The organism is Halogranum rubrum, assembly GCF_900114455.1.
GTDB lineage: Archaea > Halobacteriota > Halobacteria > Halobacteriales > Haloferacaceae > Halogranum > Halogranum rubrum.
Map to the genome: position 1 here is coordinate 1 of NZ_FOTC01000015.1, position 18,967 is coordinate 18,967.

Annotated in this window: 16 protein-coding genes and 1 rRNA gene; 8 read left to right on the plus strand and 9 right to left on the minus strand. The window is 58.9% G+C overall.

The genetic code is table 11. The features are described from left to right. Window positions 1-321 precede the first annotated feature (321 nt). The gene (locus tag BM083_RS22570) at window positions 322-771 is read left to right on the plus strand and encodes a hypothetical protein (RefSeq protein WP_089872899.1); all 450 of its coding nucleotides are present in this window, start codon (window positions 322-324) and stop codon (window positions 769-771) included. A 28-nt stretch (window positions 772-799) separates the two neighbouring features. Here BM083_RS22570 and BM083_RS22575 read toward each other — a convergent pair whose 3' ends face one another. The 3 genes from BM083_RS22575 to BM083_RS22585 all read right to left on the minus strand — a co-directional run bounded on the left by BM083_RS22575 (window position 800) and on the right by BM083_RS22585 (window position 5,769). After that, window positions 800-1,792, minus strand: coding sequence for an AAA family ATPase (locus BM083_RS22575; RefSeq protein WP_089872900.1), 993 nt, complete (start codon window positions 1,790-1,792; stop codon window positions 800-802). A 317-nt stretch (window positions 1,793-2,109) separates the two neighbouring features. Further along, complete coding sequence (locus BM083_RS22580; RefSeq protein ID WP_089872902.1) at window positions 2,110-3,423, minus strand: polysaccharide deacetylase family protein; 1,314 nt, start codon at window positions 3,421-3,423, stop codon at window positions 2,110-2,112. 408 nt (window positions 3,424-3,831) lie between these two features. After that, a complete protein-coding gene (locus BM083_RS22585; RefSeq protein WP_089872904.1) occupies window positions 3,832-5,769 on the minus strand; it encodes a hypothetical protein in 1,938 nt (645 codons plus the stop codon). 446 nt (window positions 5,770-6,215) lie between these two features. Between BM083_RS22585 and BM083_RS22590 the strand changes: the two genes are divergently transcribed. Together BM083_RS22590 and BM083_RS22595 are read left to right on the plus strand one after the other, a co-directional pair. Continuing rightward, the gene (locus BM083_RS22590; RefSeq protein ID WP_245756987.1) at window positions 6,216-7,517 is read left to right on the plus strand and encodes a right-handed parallel beta-helix repeat-containing protein; all 1,302 of its coding nucleotides are present in this window, start codon (window positions 6,216-6,218) and stop codon (window positions 7,515-7,517) included. A 74-nt stretch (window positions 7,518-7,591) separates the two neighbouring features. Beyond that, complete coding sequence (locus tag BM083_RS22595; RefSeq protein WP_089872906.1) at window positions 7,592-7,927, plus strand: HalOD1 output domain-containing protein; 336 nt, start codon at window positions 7,592-7,594, stop codon at window positions 7,925-7,927. Window positions 7,928-8,047: 120 nt separating this feature from the next. Here BM083_RS22595 and BM083_RS22600 read toward each other — a convergent pair whose 3' ends face one another. Then, entirely contained in the window at window positions 8,048-8,257 is a 210-nt protein-coding gene (locus BM083_RS22600) for a hypothetical protein (protein ID WP_089872908.1), read from the minus strand. Between the two features lie 59 nt (window positions 8,258-8,316). On the opposite strand from BM083_RS22600, the gene BM083_RS23020 reads away from it, so the two are divergent. Next, window positions 8,317-9,009: a hypothetical protein gene (locus BM083_RS23020; RefSeq protein ID WP_143085804.1), complete on the plus strand. Its 693-nt coding sequence runs from the start codon at window positions 8,317-8,319 to the stop codon at window positions 9,007-9,009. Window positions 9,010-9,861: 852 nt separating this feature from the next. Here BM083_RS23020 and BM083_RS22610 read toward each other — a convergent pair. Continuing rightward, entirely contained in the window at window positions 9,862-10,377 is a 516-nt protein-coding gene (locus BM083_RS22610) for a thermonuclease family protein (RefSeq protein WP_089872912.1), read from the minus strand. Between the two features lie 19 nt (window positions 10,378-10,396). Here BM083_RS22610 and BM083_RS22615 point away from each other — a divergent pair, with 19 nt between their 5' ends. Further along, window positions 10,397-10,897: a hypothetical protein gene (locus BM083_RS22615; protein WP_089872915.1), complete on the plus strand. Its 501-nt coding sequence runs from the start codon at window positions 10,397-10,399 to the stop codon at window positions 10,895-10,897. A 210-nt stretch (window positions 10,898-11,107) separates the two neighbouring features. Here the strand turns inward: BM083_RS22615 and BM083_RS22620 are convergent, their stop codons facing one another. The 3 genes from BM083_RS22620 to BM083_RS22630 all read right to left on the minus strand — a co-directional run bounded on the left by BM083_RS22620 (window position 11,108) and on the right by BM083_RS22630 (window position 14,381). Next, on the minus strand, window positions 11,108-12,373 hold the full coding sequence (locus BM083_RS22620; protein ID WP_089872917.1) for a polysaccharide deacetylase family protein: 1,266 nt from the start codon (window positions 12,371-12,373) through the stop codon (window positions 11,108-11,110). Window positions 12,374-12,835: 462 nt separating this feature from the next. Next, window positions 12,836-13,252 (minus strand): hypothetical protein, encoded by a 417-nt coding sequence (locus tag BM083_RS22625; RefSeq protein WP_089872919.1) that lies wholly within the window; start codon window positions 13,250-13,252, stop codon window positions 12,836-12,838. 127 nt (window positions 13,253-13,379) lie between these two features. Beyond that, a complete protein-coding gene (locus BM083_RS22630) occupies window positions 13,380-14,381 on the minus strand; it encodes a DUF1616 domain-containing protein (protein WP_089872921.1) in 1,002 nt (333 codons plus the stop codon). Between the two features lie 1,537 nt (window positions 14,382-15,918). Here BM083_RS22630 and BM083_RS22635 point away from each other — a divergent pair. Together BM083_RS22635 and BM083_RS22640 are read left to right on the plus strand one after the other, a co-directional pair. Further along, window positions 15,919-17,163, plus strand: coding sequence for a Cdc6/Cdc18 family protein (locus tag BM083_RS22635; protein WP_089872923.1), 1,245 nt, complete (start codon window positions 15,919-15,921; stop codon window positions 17,161-17,163). A 122-nt stretch (window positions 17,164-17,285) separates the two neighbouring features. After that, window positions 17,286-17,600 (plus strand): DUF7344 domain-containing protein, encoded by a 315-nt coding sequence (locus tag BM083_RS22640; protein WP_143085805.1) that lies wholly within the window; start codon window positions 17,286-17,288, stop codon window positions 17,598-17,600. Between the two features lie 160 nt (window positions 17,601-17,760). On the opposite strand, the gene BM083_RS22645 is transcribed toward BM083_RS22640, so the two are convergent. Continuing rightward, complete coding sequence (locus BM083_RS22645; RefSeq protein WP_009378029.1) at window positions 17,761-18,144, minus strand: CopG family transcriptional regulator; 384 nt, start codon at window positions 18,142-18,144, stop codon at window positions 17,761-17,763. Between the two features lie 712 nt (window positions 18,145-18,856). Between BM083_RS22645 and BM083_RS22650 the strand changes: the two genes are divergently transcribed. Then, window positions 18,857-18,967 (plus strand): 16S ribosomal RNA (locus BM083_RS22650); the annotation flags it as partial.

Consider the following 18,967-nt stretch of genomic DNA (forward strand, 5'->3'; position numbering starts at 1 on the left):
TTCCGCGAAATAATTCTCAAAGCAACCGTCTACAACCTGCGGCGGAGCGTGAGAAATCCGTGAAATCCACCGCCGTCTAGCGAAGCTACAGAGCCCTATATGTTGCACGCTATACCTGACAGCGGTCGGTGAGGGTGCCGTAGTCGTGGCAAAGGCGGTTGGAACGTCAACTCCTCGTCGATAGTCCCGGACTCGTCATCGAGGCGTGCCAAACAGCGAAGACCCAGCAAGAGACGTCTTCGCGCTCTGAACACCGCTGGCGAATCACGCCTCCGGTCGAACACCCACCGCTTCTTGTACGACTCCGCCCAACCACCAGCCATGCCGAGTATCTCCAACAAGTGGACCAAGACGGGCAACGGCTTCGAACGCGACGACGACACCCTCTCGCTCGGCGTCTACATCACGACGGCGGACGTCCACTACCACGGCGACGACGTGCACGTCCGCCCCGACGCACCCGAGGGAGCGGCCAACGCCTACCAGGTCTACGCCGTCACCGACCGTTCGGACCCGCGAGGCTCACGCGTCCCGCTTATCAACTACGCTGACCTCTCTGACGCCGTTACATTCGCGACACTGGTGACCCGGTACCTTGACTATCGAAACGACGTCATCGCCGTCGAAGAGATTGCAGAACAGGAAGCAGGCTACGAGGACGATTGGTGGCCCGAAGGAATCGTCGATGCCGACGAAAAACCGCCGAAGGAGGCACTTCGGGCGATGCTCGGCACCTACGGCGAACAGTTGGACGCGGCGCTGTCGTCGTAATCGACGGCGAGGAGTTCGGTAGTCGAGGTTAGCGCGAGGCCGTCCGACCCGACCTGTCGGGTGCGTCGGCCGTGTTGACCGACGGCACGTCCGTCTCGTCGAGGATGTCGGCGACGACGGTTCGCTTTTCTACATTGCCGACGCGTGCGTCCGCCGTCAACTGGAGGCGATGTGCGAGGACGGGGCGGGCCATCCGCTTGACGTCCTCCGGCGTGACGTAGGAGCGACCGTTCATCGCGGCCATCGACCGCGAGGCTTCGAACAGGCGCTGCGTGGCCCGTGGCGAGACGCCCGTGTTCACCCGGCTATCGGTCCGCGTGGCGCGGCAAATCTGCGTGATGTAGCGACGAACGCTCCGCTCGACGTGGACCGACTCGGGCGTCGACTGGACGTCTCTGGCCTCACGTTCGTCGGTGACGGCTGTAGCCTCCGGCGTTCGCGTCGTCCGCTCGGCGCGGCGGTTGAGAATCTCCATCTCACCCTCCTCGTCGGGGTAGCCGAGACTGGACTTCACGATGAAGCGGTCTTTCTGTGCCTCCGGGAGTGGGAACGTCCCCTCCTGCTCGACGGGGTTCTGCGTCGCGATGACGAAGAAGGGGTCCGGCAGCGGGCGCGTCTCGCCGTCGACGGTCACTTGCCCCTCGGCCATCGCTTCGAGGAGTGCCGACTGCGTCTTCGGGGAAGCGCGATTTATCTCGTCGGCGAGGACGACGTTCGCGAAGACGGGACCGGGTTGGAACTCGAACTCGCGGGTCTTCTCGTTGAAGATGTGCGTGCCGGTCACGTCCGCCGGAAGCAAGTCCGGCGTGAACTGGATGCGCGAGAACGAGAGACCGAGTGCCGTCGCCAGCGAGTTGGCGGTAAGCGTCTTCCCCGTTCCGGGGACGTCTTCGAGGAGCACGTGCCCGCGAGAGAGAAACCCCGTGAGGACGGTCCGAAGAACGTCCTTGTCGGCGATGACGGCGCGAGACACCTCGTCGAGAATAGCGGTGCTTCGGTCGGAGACGGTGTCTACGTCCATTTCTGTTTACGAACACACGGTCGAGACGCTTTATTATCGGCCGCGTAACTGCAGCGCGGTGTCACGCCCTCTCTCGTCGACGAGTCGACTCGTCGAAGCGAGAGGGCGTCTGTACGGCACCGAGTCGCTCGTTTTTGCGCACCGCACGGGGCGGACGAAGAGTGACGACAACCGCGCGGCGGAGCAGGCGCGGGAGAGGAAAGGAGTGGGGAGGGGTCCGGGGAGGGGAGAGGAAAGGAGTGGGGAGGGGTCCGGGGAGGGGAGAGGAAAGGAGTGGGGAGGGGTCCGGGGAGGGGAGAGGAAAGGAGTTCGTATCGCTACTTCTTCAGCACGACGTCGGAAGGCTGGACGATTTCGATTTTGCCCTGTTCTTTGTAGTCTGCAATCATCTGGCACGTCTGGCGGAACTCCTGTTTGGTGTGTGGGGAGTCGTCGCCGACGACGTGCAGGTACATGTTGTACATCCCGTTGTACGCCGTGGCGACGTCGAGTTGGTTCTTGGCTGCCTCGGGAGTGTCGGGTCGCGAGCGGTTGACGAACATCGGCCCCATGAGCGCCGACTGCGAGAGTCCCTTCTCGGAGCCCTTGAACGCGAGGTAGCCGAGTTCGTGGTTCTCTTGGACGAGTTTGACCGTCGTCTCGTCGCAGCCACCGCCGGGGTACATGAACGCCGTCGAGTCGCCCCAGCCGTTGTCCTTGATGAGCTTCTTCGCGCGTTCGATCTTCTTCTTCTGAGCGGACTCGCGGAGGCCGTAGAGCCCCTGCAGGTCGTTGCTGTGGCTCGCAATCTCCCAACCTGCGTCGTGGAGTTCCTGAATCTCGTCTTTCGTCATCCGGGCGTCGTTGCCGATGATGTCCGGCGGGACGGCGACGGTGCCCTTCAGGCCGAACTCTTCCATGATGGGGAAGGCGAGATGATAGACGGAGGCGTGGATGTCGTCGAAGGAGAGCATCACCTGTCCCTTCTTGGCCACCTTGTCGTGGAAGCGGATGTCGTCGACCCAGTACTTCTTGTTCCCGCCGTCGCCGTCGAGCGTGATGAGCATCGACTCGATGCTGGTCATGTCGGCGTCGACGCTGTTGATGGAGGGGTTGATTCGCATCCAGCTGTCGGGGTGGTTCTGGTTGAGTTGCTGGATGAGTCGCGTCTGGTCACCGTTCGAGTCTTCGAGCCAGATGCGAAGGTTCGTCGGTTCGGGCTTGTCCAACTTGACGGCGATAGAGATATCCTTGTTGGAGAGGTCCATCGGAACCGGGAACTGACGCACGATAGAGCCACTGTGGCCTTCGATTCGAGCCGACTGCGTCCCCTGATAGACGGTTTCGGTGTCGGCGTTCAGTTTGACCTTCGCCTGTGGTTGCCAAAAGGAGAGGTCCTCGAACGTCGCTCCCTTCGGGTTCATCGGCTCGCTCGTCCCGGGGTCGTTGGGCTGTTTCGATTCGGCAGTCGACGTCGAATCGGATGCACTGGTCGTCTCGTTCCCAGTTGCGTCTGCTGTCGTCTCGGATGTACTCTCGTTCGACGACGGCGTCGAACCGGTGTCTCCACTACACCCGGCGACGAGTACCGAGGAAGCTGCAGCTACACTGCCGAGGAATGCACGGCGACGAAATTTACGGTCGGATGCCATCTCTCTGCGCACACTACTAACTGGGGGTACACTACTATACGGAACATAAGAGACAGAGAGACGTAACTTAGGTTCGATATAAAAGCGTGAGCATCAAATGAAACGAAATCGCAACCGTTGACCGCCCGAGCGGTGTGTGCTCACACCCCACCACACGCGCGAATGTAACCGAGTGAAACCGTCGTCGAGAAGCGTTCTATGTCACAAACACACATGGAGAGGAGTTGCCTCTAGTGACACGATGCCTCGGCAGAGAGAGGTCGATATGGAGACGTTCGACGCGGAACGAAACGCGATTCCAGACGACCAGCTGTCACGAAGTCGACAGTGTGTCACGGGGGCGACACTGTTCTCGAACAGAACGAGGACGTGCAGTGTAGCGATAGCGACAGTCGTCGACCTCGACCGCTAGGCAGCGCGACAGTACGTGACGTCGCCGTTGGTGTACAACGTCTCGTACTGACCGTGACAGAGGGCGTCGCGTTCGACTGGGTAGACGCGCTGTGCGCCCTCACCGGTACGGAATATCGGCGCGCCGGTGCGCTGGTACTCGCGGTAGAGTACCTCGTCGTGTTGGGCCACACCACCGGGTGGAATGCGTGCCGTCCCGAACCGCGGTTGGTCAGGTGGGTTCAACACGGCGGTGTAGGGGTGGTCCGTGAAGATGGGGTCCTGTGGACTCCCAGTCGTGGTCGCGAGGATGGTCTCACGGGCAGCGAGTTCCTGCTCCGAGAAACTGTATCGGGGACGCTCGTTCTCCATCATGGGGCTGTCGACTGTCGCCTTTGGAGAGGCAGTCATCACCATTGGATATGCGGCGAGGAAGACGAGCAAAAGGACGAGAAACGCCTTCGGCGACAGTCCACGCCGGAGGTACTCGAACCCGACAGCCGTCATGACGGCCATCCCGGCGTAGAGGAAGGCGAACCAGCGCCCGGAGAGGAACGTGCCGACGCCGACGAGTGGGGGGAGGAGCGTAAAGACCATCATCAACCCGACCGCCGCGACGAGCGTGAGAATCGCCTGATTCGTCCGCCCGCGCCGAAGTGCGTAGAGCGACCCGATGGTCGCGCCGAAGAGGAGGAGAAGGAAGCCGATGGTGTCGAAGTTGAGAGCGAGGAACTCGACGAGCGTCGGCCCCGCACCACTCGCGCCGGCACCGCCGCCGCCACTGCCGGGACCGGCGACGTCGCTGAGGCCGCCGCCGATAGAGTTCCAGAAGAAGAGGAACGCCGTCTTCAGGAACGGTTGGCCGTAGTAGGGCGTGAGACTCCAGATGAGCGTCAGGAGTCCGAGATTGAAGACGAAGTACCCACCGAAGGGGATGGCACCCGGTCCGTCCAAGTCGAACCCGCTGTCGCCGTCACCGAGTTGCCGGTCGAACAGTCCTGAACCGATACCGAGTCGCGTCAACCACCCCGCCAAGAGGAGCACGAGCGTGATGAACGACGAGACCTGGTGGGTGAACGCCTGTGCGAGGAAGAACAGCAACAACAGTAGCGTGTCGCGCAACCCCGTATCCTGTTGCATGATACGGACGACGAGATACAGGATGGCGAGAAAGAAGATGAGACCGAGGCTGGTCGGGATGAGGTGGATACCCCACCGAACGACCGAGTCACTGAGCGCGTAGAGTGCGACGGCGAACAGCGCCCACCGCGTCGGAACGAGCGTCCGGGTGAGGAGATAGATGAAGACAGCCGAGAGCGGCATCGCCAGACCCAACGAGAGATAGAGTGCCGTCCGCAACGAGACGTCCGCGAACATCGCCGTCGTCCCGACGAGCAGGTGATACAGCGGTGCCATCACGTACTTCGTGCTACCCATCCCGCCGATGGAGTTGGCGGACAGCATCCCCTGCGTGAACCGCGGAATATGTACCCAGACGTCGATACCGACGAATCCCGGCGTCGTCAGCAGAGATGCGAATCGGATGACTGCACTGAGAAGGATCACCTGCCCGAGGAGAACGCCCGTGTGGCAGTCGGCGTCGTCGACGAACAGGATTTGGGTGAGAACGAGCGTTCCGAGCGCCGCCGCGAAGAGATAGAACACGCTCGTCCGACTCCCCTGTGTGTGCGCAAGGAGTATCAGTGCCGAAGAGCCGAGACAGACGACTGGTGGTAACGCGTGTGCAGCGATGGGGGGTAGCGTGAACGGTCGTGTCGCCGTCTGTCGGCGGGTCCCGAGGAGGTAGACGAGACTCGCCCCACCGACGACGATCGGGATGGTCTCGGCGTAGATGTGTGAGACGAACAGTTGGACAGGCAGGAGGGCGAGCGCGACGAGGACACCGAGCGTCGCGGCGAGGCGGTCGTACGCGTGAAGCCGAGTGCGGATGCCCATCAGAGAGAGGGGGTGTGTGCAGACATGGGAAGTAATCGAGGCAGTTCGAGACGCTGAGACAGTTCAGACCGGTCGGGTGAGTCGACGGTTCGGTTCGAGAGAGGAGACACCCGAATCCGGCCGGGAATCGGTTCGGTCACGCCGAGGCGAGACAGAGATACACGCCAGATGATGCTCACGAGATATCGCTCCTTGTTCTTGACCACGTGACTATCGAGTTTTGTTATAAACATGGTAAGTAATACTGTCAGCCATTTCGACGGTTGCTGAGACGAACAACAGTGCAACGAATCGGGCTTATTGAGTGCGTAAGTAGCCTTACACCGGAGTAACGAGCGCTAGTTACACCCCGGTTAGCTGTGGTTCAAGTAGGAAAAGAAGAATTTCTTTTGTAGAGGAGGATGGCTGGCAAGCCACTGCAGCAAGACAGAATGAACAACAACGAGATGAGCCGCCGTCAGTTCGTCGAAGCGACGGGTGCAACGGCCGTCGTCGGGTCCACCGGGGGAGTGGCCAGCGCGGCGACCAGACGGGAACGAGTCGAGGGCGACGCAGTCGAAGCGCTCGACGGCAGTGCGACAAATCAGAGTGTCGAACCGAGTGTCAGTTCGCTCGGCGGTCGACTCATCGTCGGTGAGGGTGGCTATCAGACCATCGCCGGCGCGTGGGCGGCCGCAGACGACGGCGACGTCGTCTTCGTCCACTCCAGTTACGACGCACAGACGGCTGGCGAGGAGTTCCCTATCGTGCTCGACTACGAGGAGAAAGAGGTCACGCTGACGGGTGGCCACCGGTCGGGGTCGGTCATCGACGCCGGTGACACCGACGAGAACGTCATCGAGGTGCTCGGTCGGGGCCAAAACGACTACCGAAACAGCCCCGCCGTCGAGAACCTCAAAATCGTCGGCGGCAACGTCGGCCTTCGGATTCGAGCCGCACCCTACTCGTCGTACAAAGACCTCGTCTTCTGGCAGACGAACTCTGACGGCGTCGCAGTCGAGGGGTACACGGACGACGACGGTGCCTACAAAGGCTCGTTCGGAATCACCTTCCGCAACGTCGTCTCGTGGAACTGTGGCGGACACGGCTTCCGCCTGGACACCGACGCCCGCCCTCACAGCACGTCGTTTTTCGGCTGTCACGCCGCGTTCAACCACGGCTACGGCGTCATGCTTCGCGGGTTCTCGAGTCGGTTCTACGGGGGAACTATCCAGAACAACGGGAGCTACGGCGTCGACGCTCGGAACGGCAGTGGGCAACTGCTCAGTGGTGTCTACTTCGAAGGAAACGGGACCCGTGAACCGTCGCCGATAGACGTGTACGCGACGGGAACGGCGGCCGGACTCACCATCGACACGTGTTACTTCCAGGGGAACTTTGCGCGTGGCTTCGACAACGGACTCGAACGCGAGTACGCAGCAATCGCGCTCGACGGGACACTGAACACCACAGTAGAGAACTGTACCTACCGAAACTACGACTCCTCGTTCATCCTCGCAGAGAGTACGACCGACTTGGACCTCCACCGCCCCTCGCACTGCGCGCTGGATTCGACCGTGTTCTTCGAAGGGCTGAGCGACGAGCGAACCCGGAGTAACGGGGCTATCCAAGAGAGAGACCTTCGAGCGACCGAGGGCGCGTACAGCGGCGACGTAGGCATCCACGACGGTGCAGGTGATTGGCCGTGGGGATTGTGCCTCTGGAACGGAACAGACTGGGTCAGTGTGATGGACGGACAGACTCTCTAACTGAATGGAAGTTTACTGATGAATCCAAGTATTCATATGTTTGGTACAATATCAGGAGAACGATACCGAGAGCCATGACCAAAGTTGACGAAGACAGTTCGCGACAGCGAGCTGTATCGACGGCAGAGCGGGACGTCTACAGCGTCCAGCACGACTGGGCCGACGAGACGCCTATCGGAACGACTGTCGCCAAAGCAGTGTCAGCGGTGGCTGGAGTTCGGCCGACCGACCTCGAACCGTTACACTCTGTCGTCGACACTGACGCTCTCGAACGACTGTTCGAACCGATTGGAGACGGACCACGACCCCAACAGAACTACGTTCACTTTCCTGTGTCCGAACATGGCATCACTATCTACGCCGACGGTGTCGTCGTCGTCGAGGCACCGAACTACGACGACATCAAGTGAGACTGGAGCACCAGAAAAGTCTGATAGGTAGAAATTCTGTTTTTAGCGAATGAAGTGCGAGCATCGAAGATAGTGTGCCGACAGCGTGTCGTCTCTCGTCCGGCGTGACGAAACGAGACGTCAGCGCATCGTCTCGACGGCGACGTACGAGTCCCGTTTGCCGGATATCCACCGAGAGCCGATATCCTCGGCCGACGGTTCGAAGATGACGACCTCGTCTGGGTCGAACTCGTCGGAGAGTGTCACGTCTCGGGGGTTAAACGTGAACTCGAGCGCGTAGTCGGGCCACTCTTCGTCTGGGACGCCGTGTGTGGTCTCAGCGTAACTCATATCACACCCTCTCTGGTTCCTCTCTGTTTCGGTTTGCTAGGGTAGCCGTACCCGTGTTCATGGTTCCCACCCTGCGTTCGCGTCTAGTCAGTAGGGGAGACCGTTTAAGCCCTTTGGTCCCAATAGATTTTCCGCAAAAGAACGGCTGTAGATTCGGTCGCCAGCTAATCGAGAGTTCGGTTCTCGCTGCCAGTCAGTCGAGGACCGAACCGTTGCCGGACGACGTCGTCTCTGTCGACTCAGTCGTCGTCTCGGTGGTGGTTGTGGTCGTGGTGGTCGCTGTTGTCGTCGTCTCAGGCGTCTCAGGCGTCTCAGGCGTCTCTGGTGTCTCTGGTGTCTCTGGTGTCTCGGTCGTTGTCGTCTCCGAGTCGTCGTCGGTGGTCGTCGGTGTCGACGTCTCCGGCGTCGTCGACGTGTTCGACGGGGTCGATGCAGTCGAGTTGTTCGTTTCGTTCGTCGTCACCGCCGTCGTCGTCGCTGTCGGCTGCGGTGTCGCGGTCGGAGTCGGTGTCGACGTCGATACTGCCGTCGTTTCACTCTCACCGTCCATCGAGGAAGCGGTCATCGTCTCGTTTGCCGGTGTGGGTCCGACACTCCCGACACCGGGAATACCGAGGACGATCGCCACGCCACCGAGAAAGAAGAGAACGCCAGCGAGAAACAGCCCCACCTGGATTATCCGGCCACCGTTGTCTGCGGAGCGACGCCACCCATCAGAATCGCTCGTCCCTCCTCCGGTCACCGGCGCGTGAGGTCGTGAGATTGCAGTCGACATCGTGTGCTCTACACGGTAGTTCGACGACGGTGACTATTATTACCCGGATGATAACCGTACAGCGTCGCCGTATCCGCTGTTCGTCGAAGGGCCACCAATATCAGTAGTTCGACTGGTCGGGTCGGTATCGCTCGAACTCGACCGCGCTCTTCGGTTCAGCAACCCCCTTCGACTCGATAGACCTCCGCTGAGTGGCCATGGGAGACTCGGCTGTTCACCATGTCCAGAGTCGACGAGGACAGAAGTATCGACTGTCGATAGCTCACGATGCTCGATACGAGACTCGTCGTTCGACGTCGAGACAACGAGGCGACCGAACGAGCGTGGCGACTCAGTCTGTGAGAGTAACTCGACAGCTATCGACAGCGCTGTCGGCGAGTTGACGTCCGAAGAACGAAACGGTGAGAGGGGTGGCTGGCAAGGGGATGGGAGGAGGGGACCCCTCTGTTCCGTCTCGACCCGTGCAGTCTGACACCCCTCGAACTGAGAGGCGTCACTTCTTCCTCTGACTGCTAGCACTTTAGTTACTGGTTGCGTAAGCCGAAGATTCATCGAATAAGGGTGATACAAAAGATATAAGAAAACAATTGTGTGTAACGTTCGTTAAAGAAATGTCAAACCTCGGGTTAAGCAGTCAGTATTGGGTGACAGTTCAGACCGTTGCAATGGTGACGACAACAGTTCCACTCCAGACAGACGTGGGCGAATCGAGAGACGGCGGTCCTCTTCATCGTGAAACCACCGACGAGTGAGTCGGGTTAGAGGCGAAGTCGACAGCGGAAGACGTCTGAGATGGTCCCAGTCGAACGAGCGCTTTCGTATCGAAGAGTCACGGCGCACTGAGGTCAGTGTTCGTGTCCCACAACCCACGGAACGCGTCTTGTGCGGCCTCCATCGTCTCGGAGAACGTCGTCCGGCGGGGATGGTCAGTGTCGGTTGTACGAGCGAGGCCATCCCGGAGGAGCGCTCGGTTGACCGCAACGTCGTCGGCGTCCTGTGTGTCGGCCGAGACGTACGCGACTACGACGTTGTCGTACTCGACGGTCGACGGAAAGTCGTCGACCGCCGGTGTCGCTCCGTCGACGACTTCGATTCGGATCGACGCGTCGGTCAGTGTCTCCTGAAGTGCTCGTCTGGCGGTCCATCCCCACGCGTAGAGGTACGTCTCACCGCCCGCGGTGTCGGGAACACCGAACGCCGCCGTGTCGACGCCGCCGTAGAGATCGGGCGCGTCGACGCCGGCCAAGTTGACGAGTCCTGTCGACCCATCGGAGTAGACGACAGCTATCGTGTCACCATCGAGGACACGGCGTACCTCGACGGTCGTCTCGGTCGACTTCGTCATCGATGTCTCGGTCGATGGGGTGGACGTCGTCTCGGTCGGTGTCGGCGTGCTCGTAGACGAACTGGAACCCGAACTGGATGGAACCGACCCGCCGGACGATGGAGCGGGTGCTGGCGCTGGTGCGGGGGCCGACGCTGGAGTGGTCTGTGTCGGTGCCGGTGTCTGCGTCGTCGTAGGGGTGGCCGTCGCTGTCTGCGTCGGTGTCGACGCCGACGATGTCGACGACGAGTTAGTCGGTGTCGGTGACGCAGTCTGTGTTGGCGTCGAGGTGGGAGACGGTGACGCCTCACGAGGCTGTTCCCGAGGAGCGTCACTCACCGGCCCGGCCGTCGTCCCCGAGTCGGGGACGGGTGTCGGGTCGTCGAGGCTCCCGGATTGCGTGGACTCCGACTTCGGTGAGAGCACACCGGCACACCCGGTGCTGAGAACCACGGCTACGAGAGCGACGACGACGAAGACGTGGCGGGTGTCTCTGCGCACACGAGTACGTCTTGACTCCCCGGCGATAAGGATTCGCTGAGTGAGATGTTACTGCAAGAGGTGTGTCGACGGTAACTGACGCTGTTCGAAGAGAGATGCGTCGCGAGACTCGTGACGATTCTAACTGACAGAGAGAACCAGAGCGGGGCTGAGTAGAGACAAAAGGAGGAGAGAGACCGAGAAACGCGAGGCGCGAAAGCTCACAACCAGCAGAGCGGGTCGTCGAGACGGGGTGAAGATGGCCCGTTGTTCAGCCGTCGATGAGGTCCGAGGGCGTGATGACGTCCATGTCCTTCTTCTCGATGTGGTCGAGGACGCCTTTGAAGTCTTCCGGAGATATCTCGTAGTCGTCACCCTCACCGATGTCGTGGAACTGGACGACGACGAGTTGGTTGTACGCCTCGGCGATGTTCAGGATGCGGCGTGTTCCGCGTGGGTCCTTGCCCATCACGCGGGAAATCGCGTGCATGTTGCTCGGCTGTTGGGCGTTGTTCGGACAGGCACCGAACATGAAGCCAGTCTCGTGGAACTCGCTGACGATGTCGAGCGTCGTCTCGCTGACACGGTTGTACGGCGCGACGAAGTGGCGTGCGCCCTTCGGGAACCCTTTGAGTTCGAGGTACTTCTTCGCCTGCTGAATCATCTGTCGCTGCTTCGCCTCGGAGTAAGACGGGAGTGGGTTCGGAACTTGCGGGTGGGCCATCATGTCCCAGCCAGCGTCGCGCATCTCGCGCATCTGCCCGGTCGTGATGTTCCCCTCGCTGTTGATGGCATCCGGGATGATGGCGATGCCGCCGCCCCAGCCACGCTTCTGCATCTCTTTGAAGGCCACCTCGTACTGGGAGGTGACGGCGTCGTCGAACTGCAGCATGACCTTCCCCTTCTTGGGCTTCGGAATCTTCCGCAGGTCGTCGATGCGGACGTCGATGGGCGTCCCTTCTTCGCTCTGGACCATCAAGCGAAGTTCCTGGACGGCCTCGAGTACGGGTTCGCCCTTCTTACCCGTGTAACCGAGGTCGATGCGGGTCCACCCGTTCAGCTCTTTGGGGATGAACCGCTTGCTGGTCAGCATGTCGCTCCGTGCAGGAGCGATAATCTCGGCCGCGAACTTCCCACGAACGGGTTTGTCGAGTTTGACCGCGATCGACAGGTCGTGTTTCGTCAGGTCGAGACCGTCGGGGAACGCCTTGAAGATACCCGCGACGTTGCCGTTCTCGTTCGACATGTGGAGGGACTGGCTACCCGCGTACACCTCGTCGGTGTCGGTTTCGATGGTCCCACCGATGGTACCCCAGTTCGAGTCTTCGAACGATTCGAAGTCCTCGACGAGTTCACCGCGTGTGAACGCCTGGTCCTGGCTCTCTTCGGTAGCTGTCGTCGTCTCGTTGCCGGCAGTCGTCGTGGGTTGGCTCGTCGTCGTATTGGAGGACGAACTCTCGTTCGTAGTCGGAGTCGAGCCGGTGCCTCCCGAGCACCCTGCGAGACCGGTGATTCCGACTGCTCCAAGCGTTGCCATTAGACTGCGGCGGGTCGATGGTCGCTTCATCTTCCTTACTTCGTGGTTCATGCCGTTCCCCCATTATAATACGGCTGCTAAGTCTGATTAACTAGGAGGTAAGTATTCAGCCCGGTACGGCCCGAAACGAGTTCGTATCCGGCTGGTTCGACGTTTCGGGACAAAACAACCGAAACGGTCGTAACTGTGAACTGCAGCAAATCAGGTTCGAACAGAGGTGAATTCTCGTCCAGCGGTCACTCGACGAGTCGAGGGGCCAGTCTGCGAGTGCGAAATCGGGTCGTGAGTGCGAAGTCGGGTCGTGAGTTCGAGATTAGTTTGCGAGTGCGAGAGCACCGCGTTGAGTTCGGAGGAGCTACTACGAACGGTGGTACTGTCGAGACAACTACTGTAGACAGAGAGTCACACCGCTCTTCGGTCGGCGTCGCAAAGAAGTGGGTCGATGAGCCGCTAGTGCGTCGGTTACTGCCGACTGATGTTCCAGCTCTTGCTCGCAGCGACGATGAGCAGCATCGCGAAGAACGCGATGACGAGCCACACACCGACGCTGGACGCGAGGAACTCCGCGACGGTACTCAGCAGGTTGACGCCGACGAGTTGACCGAGCGCTAACAACAAGAGCGCGACGCCGAACACGGCGACGGCCGTCCGAACGAGCGTCTCCGTGAACCAACTCGCGACTTCTTCACCCGTATCGCGCTGCTGCGCTTGGGGCTGCTGGTTCTGTCGGTTGTTCCCCTGTGCAGGTTGGCCCTGTGAACGCTGCGGGTTCTGCTGACCTCCCTGCGCAGGTTGGTTCTGCCGGCTATTCTGGGTCTGCTGACCAGACTGGGCAGCCTGACCTTCGTCGGGCGACTGACCACCAGGGTTCTGACCCATACATCAGTGCACGAGAGTTACCACCAAAGTTATGTTCGTCGTAAGGATAGGTACGTTAGCCGCTGAATAGGGCGTTAACCGCCTTCTCGACGCCTCGATACGCCTCGTTCTTCGTCGGCCGACGAGTTCACTCGACGGTGATCCAGAGGTCGGCCGTCTGATACGCCGTCTTCGAACTCGGTGTCTCGGGAGCATCGCCCTTGTACACGAAGAACTGGAGAGAACGTTCGTCACCCGCCTGCTGAGGCGTAATCTCTCGTTCGACGTATTCGGTCTCGCCATCGTCGACAGTCACCTCGGTTCGAGACAGCTCCCTACCGTCGAGGGTCGTGACGACAGTGTACGTCGTTCGCTCGTGCTCGTGGTTCCCCAGGGCGACGAGGAGTCGCTGCGACTCGCCGACGGTGAAGTTGCGTGGTAACGCCTCGCTGGAGTAGTCACCAGTCTCGGTCTGCGTCACGAGATACGTCTCGGTAAACCCGTTGTCGTCGCCGGGAGGGGTGAGTGCGGCGTAGCCGACACTACCGGCGAGCACCAGGAGACTAACGACGAGGAGGAGGTTGAACAGGCGCTGTGCGTTCGTTCGGGGGACGAGCGGACGATTTCCCGGGCTCGACTGGTCGCCGACGAGAAATCGAGAGAGTCGCGCGGGCGTGCGCGCGAGAACTCCACGAGGGCGACGGTCGGGCGAGACACGAAGCCGACGGAAAAACCCGATCAGTAGAAAGACGAGTGTCACGCTCGTGATTGCCGTCATAACCGACTGGAGCGTGAGACCGTACGGCGTGTAGTTGGCGACGAATGCGACGAGAGGGACGAGTCCGAGGTTGACGACGACGGCGAGCGTCACTCGTTCGATTCCGTCGAGGGAAGTCGTCGAAGACTCGTCCACCGTCTGTCTGGCCCCCGCCGAGTCGAGCGGTCGGTCGGTAGTACCCGATGGTTGTGGTCGTTCGGGAAACAATACCTCGAGGAGAGCGTATCCAGGGAAGATCAGTATCAGCGGTGCGACGAGGACGGTTCGCAGGAGCGACTGTTCGAGACCGGCGACGAGCACGGCGAACGTCGCACCGAGAGTCCAGAGGGCGACGACGAGAAGGTCTCCCGTCGAACGATACCAGCGTGTCACAGTTTGCTATCACCTTACGCCACGCGACGATAAAAACGGCCCAGACTGTTCAGGTTTGGACGAGCTATCTCAACGACTGTAGTAACCACCTAAACGACAGCTGTATCGATGTGGTAGCGATGTAGCCGATCTGTCTGTGAGTAGGCAGGTGTGTCAATAAACAGAGAAGAGAGGGGGAGTAGAGGAAGACACACACACCATGTTCGCGAATGTAACGGTGAGAGAGAGGGGGTGGGGGGTGAAATCGAGGGGTTGAGTAGCGAGAGTGATACGGGTGTGGTTTGGTTGTGAGGTGTAATTATACAAAGAGACGGCCGAAAGCGGAGAATCTCAGGTAGAATGGACGTCAGTGTTGTCGGTCGATATCTACGTGGAGAGCGGGTAGAAACCCACGTTTCGACTCGAAGCGAAACGAAGAACTGTTTCTGAAGATTCCGAAACGAAGTTAACTTGGCGGACTTTTCGCTGGTGAGTTATTTAATAGTATCTGTATCGGATAGGTAGACGCCATCAGACGATGGGTTGACATCTACCTGTCGGGAGTGTCACATTCGAGACTACACTAACCGGTCACTCGTTTCGAGAGAAGCCGAGTAAACTGGGGCAAAGGACATCCTACAGTACATCTACTGAAAATCGACCCAGGACGAACAGCAGTCCGAGAAGAGGAGAGACGAGAATAGAAACGCTGGTTTCTCTCTCTGTGCTCCCTCTCTCGTCGGGCTTACATTCGCGAGCATGGTGTGTGTGGGTCGTCGATTGTCACTCGAAGGAGGATGTTCTGCTGGAGAGTCTGTCTTACATTCGCGACGGAGGTGTGGTCGCTCCGATTCGGTCCTTCCCCCTCTCCATCCGATTACATTCGCGACGGTGGTGTGTGTGACTTCATCGTGCACCGTGTTCTCTTTCCCAATACATTCGCGACGGAGGTGTCCCGGTTCGTCATCGGCCACCGTACTCCGTTCGCCACGTTACATTCGCGACTCTGGTGTGAGATACTGTTCGCGATACGACGCAACCAATCGAGTGGCCTACTTCGTCGACGACGATCGACGAAGAGCAGAATTCATCTCGTCACTGCTGAGTTGAGAGAGCCGAAACCAGTGGAGTGATACATTCGCGATGGAGGTGTCTCAGTGATCTTCTGTGAATTGCTTCTTTGTGAATTGCTTCTTTGTGAATTACTTTCTTGTGAATTGCTTCCTTGTCTTTGTGTCCATGGTGTATTCGACCGACAGTTTCGGTGGTGGCTCTACACTGACCGGTAGCACGCTGTATCCATCTGACCAACTGGTTTGTTGAGATACAGGTGATGTTCTCAGTTCACCTCTGCTCACTCCGGTGTGGGCCGAACTCTCACCGTGGTTCTTCTGATGCCACTCCCAGTCTTACATTCGCGATATGGGTATCTGTCTGATTCTGATGAGAATCCTTTGCGAGCGCTGCTACTCTCTGTTATTTGGCGAATACATTCGCGATTGTGGCGTCAGACTCCCAGTACATTTATCAGTTCACCGGGGTAAGACCGCAGTATTCGATGACCTCCGAAGAGACTCCCGATGCGGAGCGTGACTCGTTGTTCCGCTACGAGGAACCGATCTTCGCTCGCGAAGAACTTCTCGACATTCGCCACATTCCTGGCCCTGACCGAATCGTCGGTCGTGATACACACATGCAGCGAGTCGCGAACGCGGTCAACCCTGCCATCTTTGGACGTCCTCCGAAACATCTTCTCATCTACGGCAAGACTGGAACTGGAAAGTCACTCGTCTCTCGACACGTCACACAACGGCTTGCGACCGAAGCGGCCAAAGACGAAGTCGTCGTCCGGACAGCGTTTGTCGATTGTGGAGAGGAGAACACCGAGACGTCGGCAGTGAAGACGATCGCTGCCCAGTTGAACGACGCCGACGAGACGGGAATAACCGTTCCCGAACGCGGACTCTCGACGGGTGACTACTACAAACGCCTCTGGAAAATTCTCGACACCCGTTCGGACGTCGTCATCATGCTCCTCGACGAGATCGACATGTTAGAAGACGACGAGATTCTTCGAAAACTCTCGCGAGCGGGCGAGAACAGTCGCATCGAGCGGTGTAGTATCGGTGTCATCGGTATCAGCAACAAGATCGACTATCCCGACCAACTCACAGAGCGAGTCAAGAGCAGTTTTCAACACGACGAAATCGTCTTCAAACCGTATGCAGCAGACCAGCTAAGTGAGATTCTCAACAACCGAAAAGATGCGTTCCGAGAAGGCGTCCTCGGCGACGACGTCATCCCGCTCACCTCCGCACTCGCCGCACAGGAACACGGCGACGCGCGAAAAGCAATCGACATCCTCCGAAACGCCGGTCGAATTGCGACCGAAGAAGAGACGCCAGAGGTGACTGTCGAACACGTCCGCAAAGCCAAAGAACGAACTGAAGCCGACCGATTCAACGAAATCATCGACGGGACACCGATTCAGGGAAAAGCGATTCTACTCGCGCTCGCGCTTCTCACACTCATGACCGAGGAGAGCGAATTCTCGACGAAACGCGTGTACGATACGTACACCAAGATTGTGGACGAAATCGGCATGGACCGTCTGTCGGAGCGCCGTGTCAACGAAATCCTTCAGGAACAAGCATTCCTCAACGTCATCAACTCGACGCGGACCAGTCGTGGACGGGGGCGTGGCGTCTATAGTAAACACCGTCTCCTCGAAGATGCGACTATCGTGAAGAAAGTCATCACCACTGACGGCAGATTCGAGAGCTACGAAGATATCGGTATCTGACTCTACATCTACTGAGTCGGAAGCGAATCTGTGGGGTTATCGTTTCTGAAACCCCTATATTCGGGCGTGAAACAGTTTGCAACGGCTGGAACGGTCTAGTGTACTCTTGTGTTCTACTGATTATGTTACTGATGATGGCGACCGGGACACAATCGCGAGCAGGGGACGAGTGCTTTAGCATCGCAGCTGACCACGATTCGATTCGTCGGGAGCGAATCGAGACGGTCATCTCGGACACACGTCATGGGCACGTGTCGTTCGACACACTCGTGAACCGGGTCTACGAGTGTGAGTATACGGGTGAGACTGACCCCGTCTCACACCGTCGCCGCGTTGCAAACGCACTCTATTACGTCCACCTTCCGCGACTCGACGAACTCGGCGCCATCGACTACGACCCCATCGAAGGGAACGTCTCGGTCCTTTCGGAACAGTAGCCACGTCAACCCCTCGAACGGTCTCTGCCCCGGCAGCGCCGTTCTGGCTCGCCTCTTTCCTGCCGCGACTTGCTCATCGAGTGTAACCAGCCGTCGTCTCGATTCTCACCTGGCCTCTGCTGTGTGTGCTTGGGCGTTCTCGACGTTAGCGAACATCGCCTTAGTGGTTGGTACGATACATCGCAAGTAACTCTTCGAGGACTAGCGCGGCTCTGCTCCCCGTGTCTACCTCTGCATCGATGAACTCGTAGCCGGCGTCGAAGTCACCTCGAAGCCCGTGCGTTCGAACGGTCACGACTGCTCGAAGGAATTCGTCGTCGAACGCATACTCTTCCTCGACGTCGGAGGGAAACGTGAGGTCGAGTTCCGTCTTCAGTTCTTCGTAGCTAAACGTCTTCTCGTCGTAGTCTGGCGATACGAGTTCGAGCATATACTCTGCGGAGAAGCGGTAGAACTCTGATTTGCTCTCGAACGTCCCGTCCTCGACCAGAGACTCTATCTCGTCGACGACCTGATCTGGATAGCGGACGGTATCTTTCGCCATCTTACTTCCTCTCTGCGTCGTGGATAGTTATAATGGCTCGGGTGTCTCTGAGACGAGTCCTCTGTGATGCTCTATCCTACGACGTCGCCTTTTGTCCACGGAATATACTCTCTCAGCTAGTACACACACTGATTATCTCTACGTCTTCTCGTCTTTCTCATTTCTTCTCGTCTTTCTACTGTTGTAACGCGCGCACGCGAGAGGATTACATTCCTGAACTCTCGCGGGTCGACTTGTCACTCGTACAAAACGCATGTTCCGTGACAACAGATTTCTTGACAATCTATCTCATTCTGGATGATTTTTCGGATATAGTTGGATATCACTGCTGTTAAGTACTACCCAGCCATTCGTAGAAATGCGTACGACACAATGCGACTTCGGGCCGTTCACTTCGGCCCGAGATCACACGTGGATCTCGTGGGACGACGTCTCACGGTCAAAACGAATTCGCGGGGTTTATACCCTTGCGGCGTTTTGATTCAGATCCGAAGAAGATGAGGATTCCGCCCCTGCGGTCCGCCGTACACGACGGAATCTGACGTTAGCCTTGATAGTTCGGTGACACCCGATCGGTCACTCGATCCCGTCACCGAACTTGGACCTTGCAATGACACTCTTTCACTACGAAAGAGTGTTTTGGTGATGCCACTCTCCCACGAGTGGACATCCCGCCACCCCCTCTCTCTGCCCCCAAACGGAGAGAGGAAACATTCCGGTTGATCCTGCCGGAGGTCATTGCTATTGGGGTCCGATTTAGCCATGCTAGTTGCGCGACTTAGATCGCAGCGGAAAGCTCAGTAACACGTGGCCAAACTACCCT

Excerpts from the sequence above, each read along its gene's own strand:
- BM083_RS22640 (WP_143085805.1), top strand. The coding sequence starts at position 17,286 with ATGTTACTGATGATGGCGACCGGGACACAATCGCGAGCAGGGGACGAG.
- BM083_RS22595 (WP_089872906.1), top strand. The coding sequence starts at position 7,592 with ATGACCAAAGTTGACGAAGACAGTTCGCGACAGCGAGCTGTATCGACG.
- BM083_RS23020 (WP_143085804.1), top strand. The coding sequence starts at position 8,317 with ATGGTTCCCACCCTGCGTTCGCGTCTAGTCAGTAGGGGAGACCGTTTA.
- BM083_RS22645 (WP_009378029.1), bottom strand. The coding sequence starts at position 18,144 with ATGGCGAAAGATACCGTCCGCTATCCAGATCAGGTCGTCGACGAGATA.
- BM083_RS22610 (WP_089872912.1), bottom strand. The coding sequence starts at position 10,377 with ATGACGAAGTCGACCGAGACGACCGTCGAGGTACGCCGTGTCCTCGAT.
- BM083_RS22590 (WP_245756987.1), top strand. The coding sequence starts at position 6,216 with ATGAGCCGCCGTCAGTTCGTCGAAGCGACGGGTGCAACGGCCGTCGTC.
- BM083_RS22580 (WP_089872902.1), bottom strand. The coding sequence starts at position 3,423 with ATGGCATCCGACCGTAAATTTCGTCGCCGTGCATTCCTCGGCAGTGTA.
- BM083_RS22620 (WP_089872917.1), bottom strand. The coding sequence starts at position 12,373 with ATGGCAACGCTTGGAGCAGTCGGAATCACCGGTCTCGCAGGGTGCTCG.
- BM083_RS22635 (WP_089872923.1), top strand. The coding sequence starts at position 15,919 with ATGACCTCCGAAGAGACTCCCGATGCGGAGCGTGACTCGTTGTTCCGC.
- BM083_RS22625 (WP_089872919.1), bottom strand. The coding sequence starts at position 13,252 with ATGGGTCAGAACCCTGGTGGTCAGTCGCCCGACGAAGGTCAGGCTGCC.
- BM083_RS22570 (WP_089872899.1), top strand. The coding sequence starts at position 322 with ATGCCGAGTATCTCCAACAAGTGGACCAAGACGGGCAACGGCTTCGAA.
- BM083_RS22600 (WP_089872908.1), bottom strand. The coding sequence starts at position 8,257 with ATGAGTTACGCTGAGACCACACACGGCGTCCCAGACGAAGAGTGGCCC.
- BM083_RS22585 (WP_089872904.1), bottom strand. The coding sequence starts at position 5,769 with ATGGGCATCCGCACTCGGCTTCACGCGTACGACCGCCTCGCCGCGACG.
- BM083_RS22575 (WP_089872900.1), bottom strand. The coding sequence starts at position 1,792 with ATGGACGTAGACACCGTCTCCGACCGAAGCACCGCTATTCTCGACGAG.